Origin of the sequence: Microbacterium alkaliflavum (assembly GCF_044325405.1) — a bacterium.
Lineage (GTDB): Bacteria > Actinomycetota > Actinomycetes > Actinomycetales > Microbacteriaceae > Microbacterium > Microbacterium alkaliflavum.
The window spans coordinates 144,226-164,689 of record NZ_JBIQWL010000009.1 but is presented as its reverse complement, the minus strand read 5'-3'; the positions used below and the strand labels follow the sequence as shown (position 1 = coordinate 164,689).

The 20,464-nt window shown below is 70.3% G+C and carries 13 protein-coding genes; 1 reads left to right on the top strand and 12 read right to left on the bottom strand.

Annotated elements, in window-relative coordinates; translation table 11 throughout:
* Positions 1 to 50: 50 nt before the first annotated feature.
* The 7 genes from ACH3VR_RS19075 to ACH3VR_RS23355 form a co-directional block, all read right to left on the bottom strand.
* Positions 51 to 3,395, bottom strand: a complete 3,345-nt coding sequence (locus tag ACH3VR_RS19075) for a phage tail protein (RefSeq protein ID WP_397557906.1) — start codon at positions 3,393 to 3,395, stop codon at positions 51 to 53.
* A 12-nt stretch (positions 3,396 to 3,407) separates the two neighbouring features.
* Positions 3,408 to 4,118, bottom strand: coding sequence for an eCIS core domain-containing protein (locus ACH3VR_RS19070; RefSeq protein ID WP_397557905.1), 711 nt, complete (start codon positions 4,116 to 4,118; stop codon positions 3,408 to 3,410).
* 99 nt (positions 4,119 to 4,217) lie between these two features.
* On the bottom strand, positions 4,218 to 6,263 hold the full coding sequence (locus ACH3VR_RS19065; protein WP_397557904.1) for an ATP-binding protein: 2,046 nt from the start codon (positions 6,261 to 6,263) through the stop codon (positions 4,218 to 4,220).
* Positions 6,260 to 6,883 carry a DUF4255 domain-containing protein gene (locus ACH3VR_RS19060; protein ID WP_397557903.1) on the bottom strand — a complete coding sequence of 208 codons (624 nt, stop codon included), beginning with the start codon at positions 6,881 to 6,883 and terminating at the stop codon, positions 6,260 to 6,262. The genes ACH3VR_RS19065 and ACH3VR_RS19060 overlap by 4 nt, the downstream gene beginning before the upstream one ends.
* A complete protein-coding gene (locus ACH3VR_RS19055; RefSeq protein WP_397557902.1) occupies positions 6,880 to 11,349 on the bottom strand; it encodes a choice-of-anchor L domain-containing protein in 4,470 nt (1,489 codons plus the stop codon). The genes ACH3VR_RS19060 and ACH3VR_RS19055 overlap by 4 nt, the downstream gene beginning before the upstream one ends.
* A gap of 106 nt (positions 11,350 to 11,455) precedes the next feature.
* Positions 11,456 to 12,079 carry a helix-turn-helix transcriptional regulator gene (locus ACH3VR_RS19050; protein ID WP_397557901.1) on the bottom strand — a complete coding sequence of 208 codons (624 nt, stop codon included), beginning with the start codon at positions 12,077 to 12,079 and terminating at the stop codon, positions 11,456 to 11,458.
* 106 nt (positions 12,080 to 12,185) lie between these two features.
* On the bottom strand, positions 12,186 to 12,491 hold the full coding sequence (locus ACH3VR_RS23355; protein WP_449566856.1) for a response regulator transcription factor: 306 nt from the start codon (positions 12,489 to 12,491) through the stop codon (positions 12,186 to 12,188).
* A 2,795-nt stretch (positions 12,492 to 15,286) separates the two neighbouring features.
* On the opposite strand from ACH3VR_RS23355, the gene ACH3VR_RS19040 reads away from it, so the two are divergent.
* On the top strand, positions 15,287 to 15,532 hold the full coding sequence (locus ACH3VR_RS19040) for a hypothetical protein (RefSeq protein ID WP_397557899.1): 246 nt from the start codon (positions 15,287 to 15,289) through the stop codon (positions 15,530 to 15,532).
* Positions 15,533 to 15,594: 62 nt separating this feature from the next.
* Here ACH3VR_RS19040 and ACH3VR_RS19035 read toward each other — a convergent pair whose 3' ends face one another.
* From ACH3VR_RS19035 to ACH3VR_RS19015, 5 genes are read right to left on the bottom strand one after another with little or no spacing between them, the layout of a single operon-like run.
* The gene (locus ACH3VR_RS19035) at positions 15,595 to 16,632 is read right to left on the bottom strand and encodes an ABC transporter substrate-binding protein (RefSeq protein ID WP_397557898.1); all 1,038 of its coding nucleotides are present in this window, start codon (positions 16,630 to 16,632) and stop codon (positions 15,595 to 15,597) included.
* A gap of 25 nt (positions 16,633 to 16,657) precedes the next feature.
* Entirely contained in the window at positions 16,658 to 17,479 is an 822-nt protein-coding gene (locus ACH3VR_RS19030; protein WP_397557897.1) for an ABC transporter ATP-binding protein, read from the bottom strand.
* Positions 17,476 to 18,513 carry a FecCD family ABC transporter permease gene (locus ACH3VR_RS19025; protein WP_397557896.1) on the bottom strand — a complete coding sequence of 346 codons (1,038 nt, stop codon included), beginning with the start codon at positions 18,511 to 18,513 and terminating at the stop codon, positions 17,476 to 17,478. The genes ACH3VR_RS19030 and ACH3VR_RS19025 overlap by 4 nt, the downstream gene beginning before the upstream one ends.
* Positions 18,510 to 19,523 carry a FecCD family ABC transporter permease gene (locus ACH3VR_RS19020; protein WP_397557895.1) on the bottom strand — a complete coding sequence of 338 codons (1,014 nt, stop codon included), beginning with the start codon at positions 19,521 to 19,523 and terminating at the stop codon, positions 18,510 to 18,512. Before ACH3VR_RS19020 ends, ACH3VR_RS19025 begins: the two co-directional genes overlap by 4 nt.
* On the bottom strand, positions 19,520 to 20,449 hold the full coding sequence (locus tag ACH3VR_RS19015) for a siderophore-interacting protein (protein ID WP_397557894.1): 930 nt from the start codon (positions 20,447 to 20,449) through the stop codon (positions 19,520 to 19,522). Before ACH3VR_RS19015 ends, ACH3VR_RS19020 begins: the two co-directional genes overlap by 4 nt.
* Positions 20,450 to 20,464: the final 15 nt, after the last annotated feature.

Sequence of the window (20,464 nt, the reverse complement as noted above, 5' to 3'; positions counted from 1 at the left end):
CGAGCCCGCACGTCCCGAGCTCTACCTCACCGCCTGACCACCACCCACCCTCAGGAAGCAACGGAATGACACCACGCCACGGGACTTGACCCGCCCAAACGGTTGCGAGCCTCCCGTGCAGATTGCTCGGCGACTTGGGCCGCCGCGATCTTTGCAGGATCAGGCTTTCGCTTCATGAGCTCCCGACGAAGTCGCGCCTCCGCCGAGCGGTGAGCCTCGAGCACGCTCTGAGCGGTGCCGACATGGGCGTCGAGCCGGAAAACACCAGCTGCGAACTCGAACCTCCAGATGACATTCCTTGTTGGAGATCGCAGCTTGTGCTGCAGGGTGATCCAGTCCTCAACATCGCGGCTGTTGCCGAGCTTGGCCGCTCGCTCGACTACGTCCATGATCATGTTGGTCGGAATCCATTCATGCGTGAACGGTGCCGCCTTCCGGAATTCCTCCTTGAGGAACTCCCGTGCCGGGCCGCGATTGTTCCATTGCTTCTTAACCTCCGCAACGTCGAGGCCGCCGACCTTCGCCGAAGATGCGCATTGCTTGAGGAACGGAACGATTCCTCCCGCCGCTTTGACCGCCTGCTCGATCTCAATCGCTACCGCAACCTCCGCCGGTGTCGGCTTGTCTGTGCGCTGCGCCACCGCCCGGATCGACCACTTCCCGCCCGCGTCGAAAGGCTCGAGTGTGACCAGCCCATGACGCCGACGCGGCCATGCTAGCTTTTCGGCGAGCTTCTTGGCCGTGACCGGCTTTCCGGCGTACTTGTCCGCGATGCGAGCGCCTGCCTCTAGGCCCGCTTTCTCGCGGTCTTCCGGCTTCTTCTCCTTGATGCCGAGCTTCTTCTTGATCTTGCCGATCGCCTTCTTGCCGAGATCCTTGGCCTTCGCCAGCAGCTTCTTGCCGAGGGCCAGGGCCTTCTTGCCGAACGCCACGGCCTTGCCCACGACCCAGTCGATCGCCTTGCCGACGGGCTCCTGGATCTTCTCGAGGATCGCCTTGATCTTCGACGAGATGCCGCCGAGGCCGAGAAGCGACGCCATGAAGCCGATGATGACCGGCACCATCCGGCCGAGCGTCTTCTCGATGTAGCCCGCGACCGCCCCCACGCCGCCACCCGCGATCGACTCGACAGAGTCGAGGATGCTGTCGACGAACTCCTTGATCTGCGCCGCCTTCTCGACGAAGAACATGACGACGTCGTAGATCATCTTGCAGGCCTTCACGAAGGCCGACGCCGGATTGAGCATCGAGATGAGCCAGACGATTCCGGCCTTGATGATCTCGATCGAGACCATCTCCTTGACCTGGGTCAGGACCATCTCCTTGATGTCGCCGAGCTTCTCCAGCAGGAGCTGCCAGATCCCCGAGATGCCGACCGTCATGATCGTCTTCACGATTGTGAAGCCCTTCTCGACGGCCTCTATCGCGCCGGGCGGAAGCTTCGCCGCGATCCGCGCCCGAACTTTCGCCCATGTCAATCCGAGGATCGAGAGGATGAGCTGCAGCACCCCCTTGAAGTCGAACTTCTCGGGCAGCTCGATCCCGCCCTCGGCGAGCGCCCCGAAGAGCCAGCTCTGAAGTCCCGACTTCAGATGCGTCGCGATGTTCGCGCCGAACTGCTGGATGCCGCCCTTCACGGCGTTGACGAGGTTGCCGAGGAATCCGATCGGGTCCTTGATGATCTTGTCGACGGCTGCTGCCGCCCGCGCCAGCACCTGGGTCAGCATCGCCGCGAGGTTCTTGATCGTCGTGACGACGCCTGCGACAGCCGCCACGGCACGACCGACCAGGCCCTTGCTCTCCTCCTGCATCTTCGTGATCTCGGCGTCCACCTCGCCCTTCGCGGCGACGTACTTGGCGGCGAGGTCGTCGACGACGGCCTTCGACTTCTCGTCCACCGACTGCTCGAGCTGGTCGAACTCGGCGGTGAAACCCTGCGCCGCCTTGTTCGCCTCCGCACGCAGCGCCGGATCGAGGCCGCGGACGTGCGCGGCGATCTGCTCGCGTCCCGTGGCCACGCGCGTCTTGGCCTCGGTCAGCTTGCGCCCGACGGTATCGGCGATCGCGCTGATGACCTTCGTCATCTCGGCCTGATAGAACGCGCGCGACCTCTCGAAGACGGCCTTCGCTCCCGGTGGCGGCCCGAACAGGAGGTCCTTGCCCCACGCGAACGGGTTCAGTCCGTATTCGCGCTCCTTGAAGGCATCCATCTCCTTCTCGTGGAACTGCTTGAACGCGGAGCGGGCCGCGGCCTCCCCTTTCGTGAAGTCGGCCTCGACGGTCGTGTCGATGCTCGAGAGGATCGCCTCGACGTCGAGCTTCGTCTTGTCGAAGATCGCCCGCAGATCGGCGTTGACCTTGGAGTGCTCCCCCTCCGCCGAGGACTTCGCCTTCTGCTCGCCGCCGACCAGTTTGCTCAGGCCGGCGGCCTGGCCCGACGCCAATCCCGCCGCGCCGGCGACGCCGGTGGACGCCGCTCCCTGCTTGGCCCCCGCGATGATCCCCGCCTCCTGCTCACGAAGAGCCGCCGGCGCAGTGGCGGCGTGCGATGCCGCTTCTCCCTTGGCCGACAGCGCATCGGTGAACTCGGGCTCGTTGGAGTTGCGCAGCTGCTCTTCGGAGACACCCGCCTCGGACATCTGCTGGTCGACCTGCGCGGGACCGTGGTCGAGGTTCGTCTGCTCCCGTGGGGCAGGCGTCGGTGCCGCCCGCGCGGCATCGAGAGGGGCGGCGGGGGTGGGCGGCGCCGCGGGAAGGGGCGTGCCGGGCGTGATCGTCGCACGCGACGTGTCAGGCGGCTGGGCGGTGGCATCCGCGAGCGGACCCGTGGACGCCTCCTTGCTCTGCGTGACCCGGCCCTTGACCTCGGCGCCGACGGATTCCGCCTTTCCGGACGACGCGAACTTCGCGGCATCGTCGAGCGTCTTGGGCGTCTGCTTCTCGATCGCGGCATTGACGGCAGCGATGAAGGCCGCCTTGTCGAAAGACGGCGTGGGTGCGGCCCCGATCGCTGTGGCGCGATCCCGCTTGGCCTGCGCCTCCGCCTCGTCGGCCGCCGGCTCCACAGCCTTCGCGGCGGTGCCCACGGCGGCGCGCGCGGATGGATGCCGCGACGCCCGCGACGCCGCCGACTTCACCGATGCGCGCACCGCGCGCAGGCCCGGATGGGCGGCGGGCTCGATGGGTCCCGGGGCGACCGGGGGTGCGGGGATCCCTTCGACGAGCCGCTGAGCGGTCGTGGGCGCTCTCGTGAGGAGCGAGGTGATCGCCGCGTTCCCGACGAGCGGCTGGAGGGCGAGCAGTTCGTGCGGTGCGGCCCGCGCCGCATCCGGCGTCGGCGCGGGGCGGATGCGACGTCGCGCCGGCGCCGCTTCGACGACAGGAGCGGCGGACATGGGTGGCAGGCCTCAGCCGGAGGCCTCTTCCTCCTCGCCCTCCTCCTCGCGCTGCACGAACATGCCCTGCACGGCCGCGGATTCGTCCGGTTCCTCGTCGGGGTTCTCGGCGCGCTGCACGACCGGAATCTCCGTCGATCGCTGCACGGGCGCAGCATCACCCATGACACGCTCGGCGTTCGCCGACGCAGCCTGCTCATAGCGATCGCCGGGGTCGCTCACGCTGACTCCCCCGCCCGTCGGCGTGCCGTCGACGGGACCGCTGCGCTGCTGCATGACGTGAGTGAGCTCATGCGCCAGCGTCGTGCGGCCCGCGGTCGACCCGGGATCGTAGGCGTCGCGTTGGAACACGACGTGCGAGCCCACCGTGTAGGCGTGCGCGCCCACGCTCCGGGCGGAATCGTGGGCCGCGGCATCCGTGTGCACCCGGACGTCCGAGAAGTCGGCGCCGAGCCGACCTTCCATGTCGTTGCGGACGTCGCGGTCGAGGCTCGCACCACCTCCGGACACCACATCGAGCACCGGCGAACGCTCGTCCTGGTCGGCGAACTCCGCGACAGCGCCGTTGCCGGCCTCGCGCTGCAGTCGCAGAAGCCCCGCCGGTCCGAGCACGTCGAGTCGTCGCTCCCGCAGACCCGCCGCAGACGCGCCGTCATCGGCACGCCGTTCCTCCCGTGAGCGGCGCGTGGCGCCCTCGATGGTGTCGAAATCGAACGTGGACATGGTGTCCTCCTCCTCCTCACTACCGCCCGAGCGGCTCCCCCGTCGCGCCGTCGCAGGCCGCCTGACGTGCCACCGTCGGTGCCCTATCGGGCAGGCCTGTCATGACGCACCTACCCAGTACCGCCCGAACTCGCTCTCGACGAGCAGCCGTCCGAGCTTGCGGTACTCGCGTTCGACGGCGGCGACGAGGTGTCGCATCGTGACGATGCCGTCGGCCGCGGCGGCGAAATACCCTGCCGTGACGGCTGCCGAGCGGATCGACCCGCCGGAGAGCTCGAAGGCCGTGCCCAGGAAGTCGAGGTCGATGTCGTCGGCGCGGGCGATCGCCACCCCGAGACAGCGGTCCCAGAGCTCGGCGCGCAGTCCCGCGTCGGGCATCGGGAAATCGATGATGAGGTCGAGCCGACGCGTGAAGGCCTCATCGATATTGGCGCGCAGGTTGGTCGACAGGAGTGCGAGGCCGTCGAAGCGCTCGATGCGCTGCAGCAGGTACGCGCTCTCGACGTTGGCGTAGCGATCGTGCGCATCGCGCACCTCGGACCGCTTGCCGAAGACGGCGTCGGCCTCGTCGAACAGGAGCACGCCGTTGGTGCCGGCGGCCGCCTGGAAGACGCGCTCGAGGTTCTTCTCCGTCTCGCCGATGTACTTGTCGACCAGGGTCGAGAGGTCGATGACGTACAGGTCGAGCCCGAGCTCGCTCGCGATGACCTCCGCCGACATCGTCTTGCCTGTTCCCGAGTCGCCGGCGAAGAGCGCCACGACGCCGTGCCCTCTCCCGCCGCCGGGGCGCATGCCCCAGTCGCCCAGCACCCGCTCGCGGAAGCGTGCCCGCACCGCGACCTCGCGCAGCGCCTCGGCGGTGGGCTCGGGCAGCACGAGATCGTCCCAGCCGACCGTCGGGGCGATGCGCCTGGCCAGGCGGTCGAGCGTCGAGCCGTTCTCCGCGCGGGCGCCCGCTCCGAGATGCGCCGCCGTCAGGTGTCCGTCGGCGCTCACCGAGGCCTGCGTGCGGGCCGTGCGCGCCGCGCGGACGACCTGCTCGGGCCGCAGCCGATACGGCCCGGTCGCCGTCTCGACGTCAATGGGCTCGACGGTGTCGCCGAGGCTCTCGCGCCACAGCCGCACGCGCTCGTCGACGGTGCTCGGCGGGATCTCGATGACGGCCGGCAGGTCGCGCGTCCAGCCGGGGTCCCACGTGTCGGCGCCGACGAAGATCGTCGGCATCGGCGACGCGTCGAGCGCGGCCAGCACCTCGGGGTCCGCATCGCGCGCGACGGGCCCGGCGATCAGTCCGTGCCCCCGCAGCCGAACCTCGCGCACGACGAGGCGTGCCTCGTCGACGCCCCGATCGGCGTCGAGGCGGTTGAGGTCGAGATGCAGCGCGCCGCGGCCGATCTCCGCGAGCGCACGCACCGCGATGACGGCACCCGAACCCGTCGCCGCTTCGCGGACATACACACACCGGATGCCGCGCCGCAGCGCCGCGACGAGGGGTGAGGCATCCCCCCACTCGATGTCCGCGGGGTGCGACACGAGGCCGTCGAGCGCCGGATCGAGGCTGTCGTCGCCGAGCAGGTGCGAGACCACCCGGTCGGGTACGCGGAGCGCCCGGCTGGGCAGGGGCCGATCGCGATCCTCGAGGTTCAGCAGACCCGACGACACGAGCGTGCCGTGCACGAACCGCCCGCGGTCGTGCGCCGATGCGAGCGGGATGCCGCACAGGTCGAGCGCGAGCGCGACCGAGGGGCGACGGCGGCTCACGTCGTCGTTGAGGTAGCCGAAGAACCGCTCGAATCGCGGGTCGAGGTCGGCGGCGAGCGCGATGACGAGCATGTCGAGGTCGACGTCGGACAGGTCGAACATCGCGCTGAGATCGCGCAGCCGGATGCGCGCGCCCGCGCGGGCGGCGCGGTCGGCGGTGCGCTCGCAGTCGTCCAGGCGCCCGGAGGCATCGGACCACCGGGTCGTCGCTCCCGGAGTGTCGAGGAGCCGATCGACCATCTCCTCGCTGAGGTACAGGCCGCGGAACGGGTCGTCGGGGTGCGGGTCGTCGGCTCGGCGCGCGACGACGAGGGCGCGGATGCGATCCTCGATGACGCCGAGCCGCGCGAGGAGGTGCGTGATGCTCGGGTCGTCGACCGTCATCGCCGCTCCCCCGGCCGATGCGCACGGTCCTCGCCCATGCCGGGCACGAGGAGATTGCTGAACTGACCGCTGACGCCGGCGCTGACGGGCGGCCCCGCCGCGTAGACGACCCCGGTGGCCATGGGAACCGTGATGACGACATCGAGCGAGGGCTTGAGCTCGCCACCGAGCGACGACCACACATCGGCGAAGGCACGGTCCTCCGGCGGCGGCAGGGCGACGGTCACAGCGACGGGACGCCCGACGTCGTTGAGGGTGCCCGTCATGAGCTCGGCCGGCAGTGCGTCGTACGGGAGCAGGGCCCGCAGGAGGCCGTCGAGCAGGCGATGCTCGTCCTCGGGACGCTGCGTCCAGGCCGTCACGAGGTACGAGAGCTTGAAGAACCTCGGCCCCGGCGCGCGAGAGACGACGATGCCGCGGTCGTCTCGAGATTCGACGAACCCCCGCTCCCGCCGACGCAGGTCTTCCCGGATGTCGTAGAGGTAGAGGTTGACGGTGGGCGCGTTGCGGCGCGCCGCCCAGTCCTTCGTCGGGGCGTCGAAGACGACGTCGACGTCTTTCGGGACGCCGGGGATCTCGCGCACGAGTTCGCCGAGCGCCTGGTCGACTTCCGCGATCATCCGCCCCTCCCGACCAGTTCGTCGGCGACCGTGCTGCGTGGAACGAGGAGCAGCGGCCGAGCCGGACTGAACGTGCCGAACTGCCCATCGACGCTCTGCACCGTGAGCTGCCGGACACCGAGCTGTGCCCGTCTGACGATGAAGATCGGCTCGATCTCGAACGTCACCTCCGACGGGAGGGTGACGGCCCTCGTCAGCCCGCCCAACGTGATCACGATGCTCGCGGCCGGCGGCAGGTTCTCGATGTAGACCGTCACGACCTCACCCGGCCGAGACACGAGCGGAACGACGGTCACCTTGGGCTGCAGCACGGTGATGTCGACGAAGTCGGCGCCGATCCGCTCTCTCGGCAGTTCGACCTCGACCGGCTCGGGCGGCGGCGCGGGCGTGACCGCGATGCTCACGGTCGCCGGATCGGAATCGACCGCGCCGTCGTTCGCCGTGTACGTGAACGTGTCGGGCCCGCTGTAGCCGGGTGTGGGCGTGTAGACGAGGTCCGCGCCGGTGCCCGACAGGGTGCCGTGTGCGGGCTGCGTGACCACCGTGTAGCTGAGGCTGTCGCCATCCTCGTCGGATCCGGAGAGCCTGACTGCGACCGGCGTGTCCTCGACCGTGGTCACGGTCTTGTCGTCGGCGACGGGCTGGTGGTTCGCCTGGACGCTGCCTCCCGCGATGAAGACCTCGCTGTCGTAGATGCCGTCGGATCGGTCGGCGATCTTCAGCTCGATCGTGTTCGTCTGACCGGCTTCGACCGGCGCGACGCAGTGCAGCACGGTCGTGAGGCCGTCGGCCTCGATGTCGATCGGCGACGTGGGGAGTCCTTGGCCGTCTGTGCCGAGGGTGTTGTCACGGAACAGCTCAGGTCGCACGGCATCCGTGCCCAGCGGGTTGCCGCCGTTGATCGTGTTGACCGAGACGGCCGCGCCGTCGGGTGTGAGCGCACAGTTGCGCCCGTTGACGAAGAATGCGAAGACGTCGTTGTAATCCGTGTTGGAGAACTCGCTGTACTCCTCGCTCGCGAAGACGTAGTCGAACGTGAGCTGGGAGGTCGTCGGGACGAAGTCGAAGCTCAGGATGCTCGCATCCTGCGTGGATCCCGAGACGAGGTCGTCGAGGGCCGGCGCGCCGGGCAGGCCGAAGTCGCCGCTCGTGTTCTCGCTGTCATTCGGGCCGGTCGCCGTGTCGACTGCCCCAGAGCTCAGGATGAGACCCCGAGGGAAGCCCAGCGCGTCGAATCCCGAGAAGAGTCCGGCGCCGCGGCGGTCGCCCGTGAAGGCGACGTTGCTCGTCGTCACTCCCGATCCGACGATCGCGTCGACGAGATCCTGCGGCGTGAGCACCGTCAGGTCTGCCACGGATTGTCCCGCCGAGGCGAGCACCGGCGGGCCGCTCATCGCCGAGAACGGCGTCGACACGAGACAGAGGACCAGGCAGCGGATGGATGGCGGCGCCAGAGAGACGTCGGTGGACGACGGGCTCGGAGTCGAGGTGTCCGTCGGCGTCGGCGTCGAGGTGTCCGTCGGCGTCGGCGTCGGCGTCGGCCTCGGGGAGGGCGTCGTCGTCGGTGTCGCAGACGGAGTCGGAGTGGGAGTCGGCGTGGGGGTGGGAGTCGGCGTGGGAAGGGGCGTCGGAGGCGGTGCGCTGTACGACCACGAGAATCCTTGAACGTGGATCTCGCCCGTCTTCGGGAACTCCGACTTGAGTGTGGGGCTGGCCACCTCGACGGGTGGCATTGCGAAAGTCAGCTTCACCTGTTCGGAGGGGTTCGCCGCGTCGAGCCCCGTGACGCGGCAGACTCCGCCGACGAGGACGGCGTCGCAGCCGCTGATCGACGTGAGCGTGAGGAATTCCGGCCAGCTGAACACGAGTTCGACCGCCAGCCCGGGCAACACGTCCGGGCTCGCGTCCTTGTACGTCACGGTCGCGGTGGCCGTGACCGGTTGACCGCCCGTCCATCCCGGGTCGTGGTCGATGGTCAGATCGACGTCGATGCGCGGGTCGAGCAGCGTGAAGCTCTCGGCGTCGGACCCGATCCACGCCGACGGGAGTTCGAGGCAGTCGTCCAGCGAACCGCCGCAGAGCCGGACGCCCTTGGCCGAGAGCTCGCCGACACCACTGCCCGTGTCGGGCATGTCGAACCAGAGCTCGATCTCCTGGACGTCGCCGACCTTGTGGAATCCCGTCAGGTAGCAGACGTTCTGCCGCCCCTCGTCGCACGAGTCGAGGCCGGGAGGTGCAACGAGTTCGAGGAAGTCCGGCGCGTCGAGCTCGATGCCGACGACCGCGTCCGTGGCATCCGCCTCCATCGCGTGATCCCAGGTCACCCGCACCTTGGCATACAGGCGCATCCCGCCTGGCGTGCTGACCGTCCGGTCGAGGGTCACGTCGACGGGGAAGACCGTCGTATCGACCGCGAATCGCTCGCTGTCGGGCACGATGAAGCGACTGTCGTACGTCGTGATGTCCTGGTCGCCCGAGCAGTCGCAGTCGGTGACGGCGACGATCGACACCCCTTCGATCGTGACGAGCCCGTTGACGGGGCCCGTGACACTGGCCGGCATCGTGAATCGGGCCGTGAGCTGCGCGCTCCACCCGGGCGGGCCCGGATCGTCGATGACGCACGTGCCGCCCGTCTTGTCGGGGTCGGCGTCGGGCGCGAACCCCACGCACGGCGGGTCGCCCGCAAGCGTGACGAAGTCCGGCCAGTCGACGTGGACGGTCACGCTGCTTCCGGGCTCGAAGTCGATCGTGCCGTCCAGCGGCTGCCTGATCGTGAATGTCGCGACGAGGTCGTCACCGCCGGGCCAGCCTGCGTTCGAGCTGAGCGCCACCGACGTCTCGATGAACGGCTGATACACCTCGAACGGCGCCTCGCTGGGGATCACGACGCTCGTGGGGCCGGTGTCGAGCGTGTAATCGCCGTCGTTCGTCCCGACGACGCGCACGGCGGAGGCGGACGCCCGGACGACGCCGGTTGTGCCGTCCGGGGGCAGTTCGGGCGGCATGTGGAACGTGATGCGGATCTGCTGCGCGGGCCCGGGCGGCGAGTCGGCGAAGCGCAGAACGCAGATCTGCTCAGGACCGCGCCATTCGTAGCACCCCTCCGGATCTCCGGCAGGGGTGAGGAAGGCGGGCCATTCGATCTTCAGTTCGACCTCCAGCAGAGGGTCGGAGTTGCTGAACGCCGCCAGAAGATCCGCGTCTTCGAACTGCTGCGCGGTGATCGTCGCCGTGACATCGGCCCCGCCGACAGGGCGTGAGTCGGCGCTGAGGGTCACGGAAGTGTCGACGGCCTGCCTGACCACCGTGTGCGATTCGCCGGCGCCCTGCATCCAGAACGCGGGGATGTCGCCCGATGTCTGGTCGCCGACGTACGTGCCCCCCGTGGGCTGCATCGTGAAATCGCCCGCGAGGGCGCTGCCCGGCGGGTCGGGGGACGGTGCATACCGGAGCGTCACGCGGAAGGTGCAGTAGCCCCCGCCGCAGCTCGTCGCGGGAGGCGTGTTGTACGGATCGAGGAGCAGCGCCGGCCGGATCGACATGGCCGGCGCAAAGTTGATGTCTGGCGGCGGGGGTGGCGGCGGCGGAGGCGGCGGAGGCGCGTTCTGCGTGAAGGTGACGTGACAATAGCCGGCTGCCACCGATTCGTCGGTGCACAGCGCGCTGTCGGTCGCGGCGTCGTCGTCGATCAGGGTCGCGAATGCGGGAGCGCGCAGATCCCACGAGGTCGATGCCTGGCTGAAGTCGACGACTTGACCCGTCTCACCCGTCAGCTGCGGGGCGCTGAGCCAGTACTCGACCAGGATGACGTCATCGTCGGGCCATGTCATGCGCTCCTGTGGGCTCACGTCTGTGAGATACGGCGCGTCGAAGGACACGTCACCGGTCGCGTCGGAGCGCTGGTCTCCCAGATCGGTTTCGACCGCGATGGGCGGGTCGCTGTTCAGCACGACGGTGCGCTCGATCGAGAACTCGACGCCGACAGGGGCGGGGAGCTGCTCGAGCGGTGGATCCGCGTCGAAGAAGGCCTCGGCGCGCGACGTGAACGTGATATTCGTCCCGGTGCTCGGGCTGTCGCCGAGTCCGCCGCTGACGACGCACTCGTCGCCGGACGCGAAGGTGTACGTCGGATCCTGCGGACCCTGGTACGGCGGGAGGTGCACCCAGCCCGCGGCATCCACGAATGCGGCGCATCCTCCGGATCGGAACTCGAGCGTGTCGGGGAAGGTGACCTTCAGCGCGATCTGCGACAACGGGTCGAGGTCGGGATCCAGCTCGCCCACTCGTCGGATGCTCGGACTGAAGAACACGGTGCTCCCCGGCTGTACGCGGACATCATGGTCGAGAGTGATCTCGAACACGGGTCCATCCGGATCCGCGGCCTGCGCCGCCGGCGCGGCGACGACCGCACCGCCCAGCACGAGGCTGAGCGACGCGAGCGCTGCTGCGAGGCGTCGGAGTGTCACGTCATCCTGCTTCCGCTTCCATCGTCGCGAGGCCGATCGCGCGGCCCGCTCGCGCGGGGGCACCCATCCGTGCATGTCCCCTGCCCGACCGGGCATGCGGCATCCGTCAGATCAGCCCTTCGCGCATCGCGTACGCGACCGCGTGCGAGCGGTTGCGCAGCTGGAGTCGCGTCGTGATGTCGTGCAGCACGTTCTTGACGGTGCGCTCGGAGTACGCGAGCTTGTGCGCGATCTGGGCGGTGTCCCAGCCTTCGGCGACGAGCTTGAGCACTTCCACCTCGCGCGCCGCGAGACCCGAGAAGGTGATCCCGCGCGGATCGAGCACCGTGCGCTGCAGACGGCCCACCTCATCCAGCAGTCGTCCGAGCAGATCCGGCGGCACGGTCCCCTCACCGGCTGCCGCGGCGCAGATCGCCGCGACCAGACGGTCGGGCCGCGCCTCCGACCGGCGCACGAGACCTACGACGCCCGTCTCGACGGCCCGCACGAGATCGCCGTCGCTCAGCTGCGTCGCCACCAGCACGGTGCGCGACTCGCCATGACGCTGCAGGAATCGCAGCGTCGTGAGCGTCTCGTCGTCGACGACGTCCGCGACCACGACGACGACTTCGGGCGTCAGCTCTTCGTCGGGGCTGATGACGCGCACCTCGGGTCTCGGACGCAGCTGGCTCACGATCCCCGCCTCCGAGATGGGATCACGCGCATTGACGCGCACCGATGTACGGCTCATGGCTGCCTCGCTCTCCGCAAATCCGGAGGGCGACCCCCTGTCGCGCCTCTCCGGAGACCATGGCCTCCCCCGATGCCCAGTGTGGCGAGGTTCGGCCGTCTGACTTCTACGTACCCTGCTGAGTACGTAGACCGGATGGCTCGTCCAGTCGCAGCGCGAGTTCTGCGCGGCTGCGGATTCCGAGCTTGTGATACGCGTTCGACAGGTGCGTCTGCACCGTGCGGATCGACAGCCGCGTCTCCGCCGCGATCTCGGCATCCGTGCGGCCCGCCGCGGCCAGAGCCGCGAGTTCGGTCTCGCGCGCCGTGAGCACGGGCGGAGGATCCTCGGGCACGACGGGACTCTTCAGCGTCGGGCATCGCGGCCGAAGGCGAGCGAGCGTCTCGGACTCCGCGACTCCGCGGGCGCGCATCGCGAGAGCCGCCGTTTCCACAGCCCGCCAGAGGAGGCCGCGCTCGGCCAGGTCGCCGGCGATCGCGTCGAGCACGGTTCCGTCGCGCTCGAGCCAGGCATGCGCGAGCATCTGCGATCGCGTGAGCGGCCCGTTCGCCGCAACCCCTCGTATCCGCAGCAGCACCCGCGCCGCGGCATCCGATCCGTAGCGCACGGCCTGGTCGAGCGCNAGGTCGCCGGCGATCGCGTCGAGCACGGTTCCGTCGCGCTCGAGCCAGGCATGCGCGAGCATCTGCGATCGCGTGAGCGGCCCGTTCGCCGCAACCCCTCGTATCCGCAGCAGCACCCGCGCCGCGGCATCCGATCCGTAGCGCACGGCCTGGTCGAGCGCATACCGCCCGCGTGTCAGCTGACCGCGGGCGACGGCCTGCGTCGCCGCGGCCGTCAGCCGCTCGGCGGCCTCGGTCAAGTCGCCTCCGGCCGCGCTCACGACCGCCGTCGCGCGGGCGACGTCGATGTCGTGCAGGGGTGCGCGGCGTCGAGCCGCGACCTCGGCTCGGCGCTGTTCCGCCTCCTCCGTGCGTCCGATCAGCGCGAGGCTCTCGATGAGGGTGGCCGTCGTCCAGGCGCGGAACGCCCGAGCCCACAGACCGTCGCTCGCGGCCGCGCCGAGTGCGAGCGGAAGCGCCTCGCACGGAGCCCCCCGCTCGAGCGCGATGCGGGCGAGCAGATGCGCATGCTGCGCGCGCATCCCCTCGTCCTCGCGCGCGAGCGACCTTTCGAACGACGTGCGGGTCAGCGTGTGCGCGGCATCCAGCGACTCGCGCGTTTCGAGCAGGGCGGACTCGTCGATGAAGACCATCGCCTCCGGCCCCTCGGGGAACTCGTCCGCCGCCTCGGCCAGCAGCTGGGCCCGGCGGGCCCGGAGTGCGTCGTAGGCGTCGACGTTCCCGGCCTGCACGTAGGCCGCGCTCAGCGCGACCGCGGCATGCGCCTGCGCGAGCGCCGGGGCCGAATCGTCGGCGAGCACGCCGACCCCCACCCGGATCGCGGCGGAGATGTCGCCCAGCTGGAGCAAGGCGCCCGTGAGCTGCGCGTGGATGAGGGGATCGTCTCCCGGGTGCGCCTGCAGCAGTTCGGCAGCGCGAGCCGGATCGTTCGCGGGGAAGAGCAGCACGAAAGCACGCAGAAGGTCGAGGGTCCGCTGCGGCTCGGCCGACAGGCCCGTCTCCGACAGCTCGGCCAGCAGCAGCTCCGCCTCGTTGATGCGCAGGCGATGCGCGAGGAGGGTCGCGACGCGCAACCGCTCATTCGGACCGCTCGCGCGCTCGACCGCGACATCGAGCAGCCCGTCGGCCTCGGCGGGAGCGGCGGCCTGCACGCGCGACACGGCCGTGATGAGCTCGTCGACGGCGACATGCCGACCGATCTCGTGTCGCCAGCCCACGAGTCGAGCCGACAGCACGGGGTCGCGGGGGCTGTGCGGAAAGGCGTCGACGAGGGTCTGCACGAGCTCCAGCCGAGAGCCCCCCGTCAGGCCTGCGACCACCGATCGGGCGACCCAGGGATGCCCCGCCACGAGCACCGCTCCCTCCCCGTCTACCTGCATCTCGACGAGTCCCGCGGCTTCGGCTTCCTCGACGGCCGCCGGCGTCGCGATCCCGCGGACGGCCGTCATCGGCAGCGTGTGGGCCAGTCCGACCAGACGCGCCAGCCGAACCGCGCCCGGCGAGACACGACGCGTCATGAGCGCGGCCGAGTCGCCGGCCTCGGGTGGGCCGCTCCCGAGGACGAACGCATGACCTGCCTCGAAGCCGATGCGATGAGCGTGCAGCAGTGAGTCGACGATCTCCACGACATACCTCGGCACGCCCTGCGACCATCGGCGCACGAGGGCCACCAGCGTGGGATCGGGAACGGCCCCCAGAGTCTCGCGCACCAGACGAGCGAGCTCGGCCGCCGTCAGCGGCGGGATGGCGGTTCGAGGCGGTGAGAAGTGCTGCTCGATCGCCTCGATCGCCTCATCGACGGCGGCGCCTTCCGGCACGCTCACCAGCAGCGGCACACCGCCGCGCGCGAGCTCGAGCAGGAGTCCCGCGGACACCTCGTCGAGCAGATGCGCATCGTCCACCGTCACGAGAGGCCTGCTCTTCAGGAGCGTGAGTCGCACCCGTGTGGCGGCCTCGAACGTCGTCTCGACCCGATCGACCACGGGGAGGAAGGCGCCGAGAGGCATCGATGCGGCACCCCGCGTGCCGACGAGTTCGTGCACGGCGCGCTTGGGGCGGCTGAGAGCCGCGACGCGCGCCAGCAGCATCGATCGGCCTATCCCGGGCGGGCCGGTGACGAGTCGGCATTCGTCCGCCTCACCCGCCGCCGAGAGCTCGTCGATGAGCGTGTTGCGGCCGATGAAGGTCCGGCGCGGAGATCGAAGCATGTCAGCAGCTCCAGAACTGACGCCCCCGCGCACGGCGGCGTGTACCCGAGCTCCCCCGCGATCAGTGTGCCTCTCCGACGTATCCGTCCGATATCCGTGTTAACCCGTATCTTCTGGGCGCGCAGCGAAACCGAAGCGCACACCGGCCGTCCATCGGCTCCGGGTCGGCTGCGCCGAGGTAATCGTCCACGCGCGGCGCAGCCCCCGACCCTCATGGAGGATTGCATCGGGGATCTCCTTCGATCGGGTTTCGGGTCGGCCGCGCATACCCCAGATCACGCGCGGTCGTATGAGAACTTTATCATTCCTCTAATGCACCTCTAATGTGCTTCTCTGGCACTCACCTATGAATCCACTCGGCGTGCTAGGTTGCCGGTATGGCGCGTCCTTACGGAGACCCTGTCGAGATCATCACGGCACCTGTTCCGGCCCAGTCGCCGTTCATCCCCACCGACGCGAAGATCGTCGTCGGCGCCGTGGCACCGGCATCCCCTGATCCCATCCCGATCGTGCTGCTGCCGGGCTTCGAATACCGCATGGTCGAATGGCGCAACCCGACCACGCACGAGATCCACTGGCGGCTCGAGCGGAGGAAGGCCGGGCGGCCGGGCGACGACGACTAGCCCCGATACGACCAGAGGACCCCGGCCGAGCGGCCGGGGTCCTCTTCCTCGTCTGCGGAACGTCAGGTGTTCGCGGTGGCGGTGGCCGCGGCGAGCTGGTCGACCATGGTCGGGAGCAGCCACGGCAGCGACAGGGCGGTCGGAGAGACGGCAGCGACGTCCTCCTCGCCGACGATCGGCGCGACGGCGCCCTTCTGGACGGCCGGGATGAGCCGGCCGCGGTCGGAGGCGAGGAACTCGTCGAGCACCGCCTGCTCCTCCGCCTGCGTGAAGATCACCTGGGCGTCGATCTTGTCGAGGTTCTCGTAGCTCACGGTCGTGTAGAACGTGCCCTCGCCGGTGTCGAGCGCAGTGACGCTGTCGGGTGTCGAGAAGCCGAGGTCCTCCAGGATCTCCACGCGCGCGTCAGCCGGGAGGTACATGTACAGCGTGTCCACGTCGTCGTCGACGTACGCGATCGTCGTGCCCTGGAACTCGGGGTGGGCTGCGGCGGCATCCGCGATCTGGTCATCGAGACCGGCGAGCAGCGTGCCGGCTTCGTCCGAGAGTCCGAGCGCCTCGCCCGTCTCGGTGATGACATCGCGCCACGGGGTGGCCCAGAGCGCCTCTTCGGGGGCGACGACGGGGATGCCGGCCGACGTGACCGCGTCGTATTCCTCCTGCGTGAGGCCCGAGTACGGGGCGATCAGCACGTCGGGGTCGGCCGCGAGCAGCTCCTCGACGTCGAGCTCGTAGGTGGCGTTGTCGAGGATGACGGGCGTCTCGCCGCCGAGCTTCTCGATCGCGTCCGAGACCCACGGCGTGATGCGGTCGTCGCCCCCGCCGTAGTCCATGGAGGAGATGGCCACCGGCACGATCCCGAGCGCGAGCACGGCGTCGGTGGCGCCCCAGCCCCACGTCGCGATGCGCTCGGGGGCTGATTCGATCGTCGTCTCCCCGTACAGGTGCTCGAACGTGACGGGGAACGCCGAGGCGTCGCCCGCGGGCGCGGATGAGGCGGTCGCTTCGGTTGCGGCCGACCCGGCGCAGCCGCTGAGCGCGAGCGCGCCGACGGCGGTGAGCGCCGCAGCGGCGGCGAGGGAGCGGAGTCGAGAAGGCATTGCTGTGTTCTTCCTTTCGATGGCCTCAGTGCCCGTCCGCGACGACATGGGAGCCGCCGGGAACGGGAACGACGAGGGGGGTCTGCGTGAGCGGGTCGGGGATGACGAGCGCATCGAGGGCGAACGCCTCGGAGATGATGTCGGTCGTCATGACCTCGGCGGCCGTGCCATGCGCGACGATGCGCCCCTCCGACATGACGACGAGGTCGTCGGCGTAGCGCGCCGCGAGGTTGAGCTCGTGCAGCACGACGACGATCGTCGTGCCGTCGGTGCGGTTGAGCTCGCGGAGCAGGTCGAGCACTTCGATCTGGTGGCTCAGGTCGAGGAACGTCGTCGGCTCGTCCAGCAGCAGGATCCGCGGGTTCTGCGCGAGCGCCATCGCGATCCACACGCGCTGGCGCTGCCCGCCCGACAGGTCGCCGACGGGCCGGTCGGCGAGGTCCGTGACGCCGGTGCGCGCCATCGCCTCGTCGACGCGCGCCGAGTCCGCTGCGCTCCAGCGCTGGAAGACCCCGCGGTGCGGATGCCGGCCGCGCGCGACGAGCTCGGCCACTGTGAGCCCGTCGGGAGCGGAGGGATGCTGCGGCAGCAGCCCGACGGTCTGCGCGAAGGCGCGTCGGGGGATGACCGCGACATCCGTGCCGTCGAGCTCGACGCGGCCCGCGAGCGGCGCGTTGACGCGAGCGAGCACGCTCAGCAGGGTCGACTTGCCGCACGCGTTGGCGCCGATGATCATCGTGATCCGCCCGGGCGCGAGCTCGAGGTCGAGATCCTCGATGACGCGGCGGCCGGGATACCCCGCCGCGAGCCCGCGCGCCGAGAGACGAGGAGCGGATGCCGTGGTCACAGGTGGCGTCCCTTCGAGGTCGTGAGCAGCCAGAGGAGGAAGAGCGAGCCGATCGCGCCCGTCACGACGCCGACGGGGAGCGAGACGCCGGGGATCGCATACTGCGCGACGAGGTCCGCCGCGACGAGGAGCGCCGCCCCCGCTCCGGCACTCGTGCCGAGGCCGACGGCGCCGTGGCCGAGGAGCGGTCGTGCGATGGCCGGCGCGCACAGCGCGACGAACGAGATCGGACCGACGAAGGCGCAGGTCGTCGCCGTCAGCAGCACCGCGACGACGACCGCGACGATCCGCACGAGGCCCGGGCGCACGCCGAGCGAGACGGCTGTGCCGGGGCCGAGCTGCGTGAGCGGCAGCCACCGCGCGCAGGCCACGACGGCCGGGATGCTGAGCACGCCGACGACGAGCACGACGAGCACGTTCCACCACGGCGTGGATGCGAGGCTTCCGGTGAGCCAGATGAGCGCCGACTGCGCGAGCTCGACCTTCGCGCGCACCATCAGGTAGCTCGTGATGGCGGCGCACAGGAACGAGATGCCGACGCCGGCGACGATGAGGCGGTAGTCGCCGTCGCCGCGGCGACCCGCGAGCAGCAGGAAGCCCGCGACGACGAGCCCGCCCACGAAGGCGAACAGGGCGAGCACGGGTCCGCCGACGCCCAGGATCAGGATGCCGAACACGGCAGCGACGCCGGCTCCACCGCTGATGCCCAGGAGGTCGGGGCTCGCGAGCGAGTTCGACAGGAGCGACTGGAGCAGCGCTCCTGCGACGCCGAGACAGGCCCCGACGAGGAGCCCCATCGCGAGGCGCGGTGCGCGCACCTGGAACACGACGTAGCTCTCGATGCGCGTGCCGCCGCTCCACAGTGTGCGCCAGAGGTCGGCGGGGGTGAGGGCGTACTCGCCGACGGACAGCGAGATCGCGGCGAGGAGGACGACGGCGATTCCCACGCCGACCCCCACGACCAGCCGGCGGCGCTGCACGCGGGCGCGCACCGTCGCGATCGACGGGGCGGGGATCGCGCTCACCGCGGTCACAGCGCGACCTGCCGGCGGCGGAGGACGAGCGAGATGAGCACGGGCGCGCCCACGAACGCGACCACGAGCCCGGCCTGCACTTCGCCGGGCGGGGCGATGAGGCGTCCGAGCACATCGGAGAAGAGCAGCACGACGGCGCCCGCGGGCGCGCCGATGAGAAGGAGCGGGCGGTAGTCCGATCCCACGAGCGCGCGCAGCACGTGCGGCACGAGCAGCCCGAGGAACACGATGGGGCCCGCGATCGCCGTCGCTCCGCCGCAGAGGAGGACGATCGCGAGGATGCCGATCCCCCGTGTGCGCGCGACGTTGTGGCCCAGGCCCGTCGCTGTGTCTTCGCCGAGCGCGATGAGGTCGAGCCCCCGCGCGCAGATCCCGGCGAGCACGATGCCGAGCACGATCGGCGCCACGACCGCGACGACGGCATCGAGTCCGCGCGCCGTGAGCCCGCCCACCGACCAGTACCGGTAGACGTCGAACGCCTGCCGGTTCGTGGTCAGGATCGTGAGCGACACCGCCGTGAGACCCGCCGTGACGGCGGCGCCGGTGAGGGCGATCTTCGCGGGATTGCCGCCGTCGGGTCCGCGCGAGCCGATGACCGCGACGACGACGGCCGCGACCGCGGCACCGGCGAAGGCGAACCACACGAAGCCGGCAGGACTCGCGACGCCGAGGAACGTGATGGCCGCGAGTACGGCGACGGCGGCGCCCGCGTTGACTCCGAAGATCCCCGGGTCTGCCAACGGGTTGCGGGTGAGTCCCTGCATGACGGTCCCGGCGAGGGCGAGCGCCGCGCCGGCGAGGATGCCGATGACGGTGCGCGGCACGCGCTGCGAGAGCACGACGGTGTGGTCGGCGTTGCCGGAGTCGGGTGCGAGGAAGGCCTGGAGCACATCGAGCGGCGCGATCGGGCGGGCCCCTACGCCGAGGCTCAGGAGGATCGCCACCGCCAGCAGGACGATGACCGAGGCCAGCACGACGCGCGCCCGTCGGGTGCGGGCGGCGCCGATCATTGCGTGCGTTCCGCCTGGCCGAGCCGCCAATAGCCCATGAACGCGACGCGCTTGCGGTCGACGCCGCGCTCGCTCACGAGCATCCGTCGCAGCGTCTTGACGGTGGCCGCCTCGCCGGCGATCCAGGCGTAGAACTCACCGTCGGCGGCCTCAGGGCTGTCCCACAGCAGCTCGACGTCGACGTCGATGTCGGCGACCTCCTGACGGCGTGGCGCGGCGGCACGGGCGAGCACGTCGGCCGAGGCATCCGCCCATCCCGCGACCGCCTCGATGAGCAGCGAGCCGTGAGGGCGGTCCTCGCGAGGAAGCCACGTCAGTCGTGTGTCGGCCCCGAGCCGGACGTCGAGCGCATCCGCGGCCGTGGGCACCTCGATGAACGCGTCGACGTCGAAGTCGGCGCTGAGCAGCTCGAGAATCGCCGTGATCGCGGGAGCCGCGGTCTCGTCGCCCGCGAGCACGACACGGCGCGCGGTGCCGGGGTGCCAGTCGAGGCCTCCCGCGGAGTGGGGGCTGCGCGCGTCCGGCCCGACGATGAACAGGCGCTGCCCGGGCGCGGCCTGCTCGGCCCACGCGCCGGCCGGGCCGGCCTCGTGGTGAGTGACGAAGTCGACGTCGAGCTCGCGGGCCTCGGGCTCGATCCGCCGCACGGTGTAGGTGCGGAAGGCGTTGCGCTCGGCGTGCGGGAGCGCGCGCCAGCGGTCGTACCAGTCTCCCGCGGCCTCGTCCTGCCCGAAGTCCGAGAACGTCCCGTCCGCGTGCGGAAGCACGACCTTGATGCGCTGATCGAGGCGTGCCGTGCCGAAGTGCTCGAGGTCGGCGCCCGTGAAGGTCACGCGCACGAAGTGCGGCGAGAGCCGCGCGACGCGCGCCACCTCGGCGGCGTAGGGACGATAGGCCGGCCGGACGGCGGTCTGAGTCGGAGGCATGGCGTTAGGCTAGCC

What these genes read in the sequence shown, in the direction of transcription:
- ACH3VR_RS19075 (WP_397557906.1), bottom strand. Translation starts at nt 3,395, where the DNA reads ATGTCCGCCGCTCCTGTCGTCGAAGCGGCGCCGGCGCGACGTCGCATC.
- ACH3VR_RS19070 (WP_397557905.1), bottom strand. Translation starts at nt 4,118, where the DNA reads ATGTCCACGTTCGATTTCGACACCATCGAGGGCGCCACGCGCCGCTCA.
- ACH3VR_RS19065 (WP_397557904.1), bottom strand. Translation starts at nt 6,263, where the DNA reads ATGACGGTCGACGACCCGAGCATCACGCACCTCCTCGCGCGGCTCGGC.
- ACH3VR_RS19060 (WP_397557903.1), bottom strand. Translation starts at nt 6,883, where the DNA reads ATGATCGCGGAAGTCGACCAGGCGCTCGGCGAACTCGTGCGCGAGATC.
- ACH3VR_RS19050 (WP_397557901.1), bottom strand. Translation starts at nt 12,079, where the DNA reads ATGAGCCGTACATCGGTGCGCGTCAATGCGCGTGATCCCATCTCGGAG.
- ACH3VR_RS23355 (WP_449566856.1), bottom strand. Translation starts at nt 12,491, where the DNA reads ATGCGCGCCCGCGGAGTCGCGGAGTCCGAGACGCTCGCTCGCCTTCGG.
- ACH3VR_RS19040 (WP_397557899.1), top strand. Translation starts at nt 15,287, where the DNA reads ATGGCGCGTCCTTACGGAGACCCTGTCGAGATCATCACGGCACCTGTT.
- ACH3VR_RS19035 (WP_397557898.1), bottom strand. Translation starts at nt 16,632, where the DNA reads ATGCCTTCTCGACTCCGCTCCCTCGCCGCCGCTGCGGCGCTCACCGCC.
- ACH3VR_RS19020 (WP_397557895.1), bottom strand. Translation starts at nt 19,523, where the DNA reads ATGATCGGCGCCGCCCGCACCCGACGGGCGCGCGTCGTGCTGGCCTCG.
- ACH3VR_RS19015 (WP_397557894.1), bottom strand. Translation starts at nt 20,449, where the DNA reads ATGCCTCCGACTCAGACCGCCGTCCGGCCGGCCTATCGTCCCTACGCC.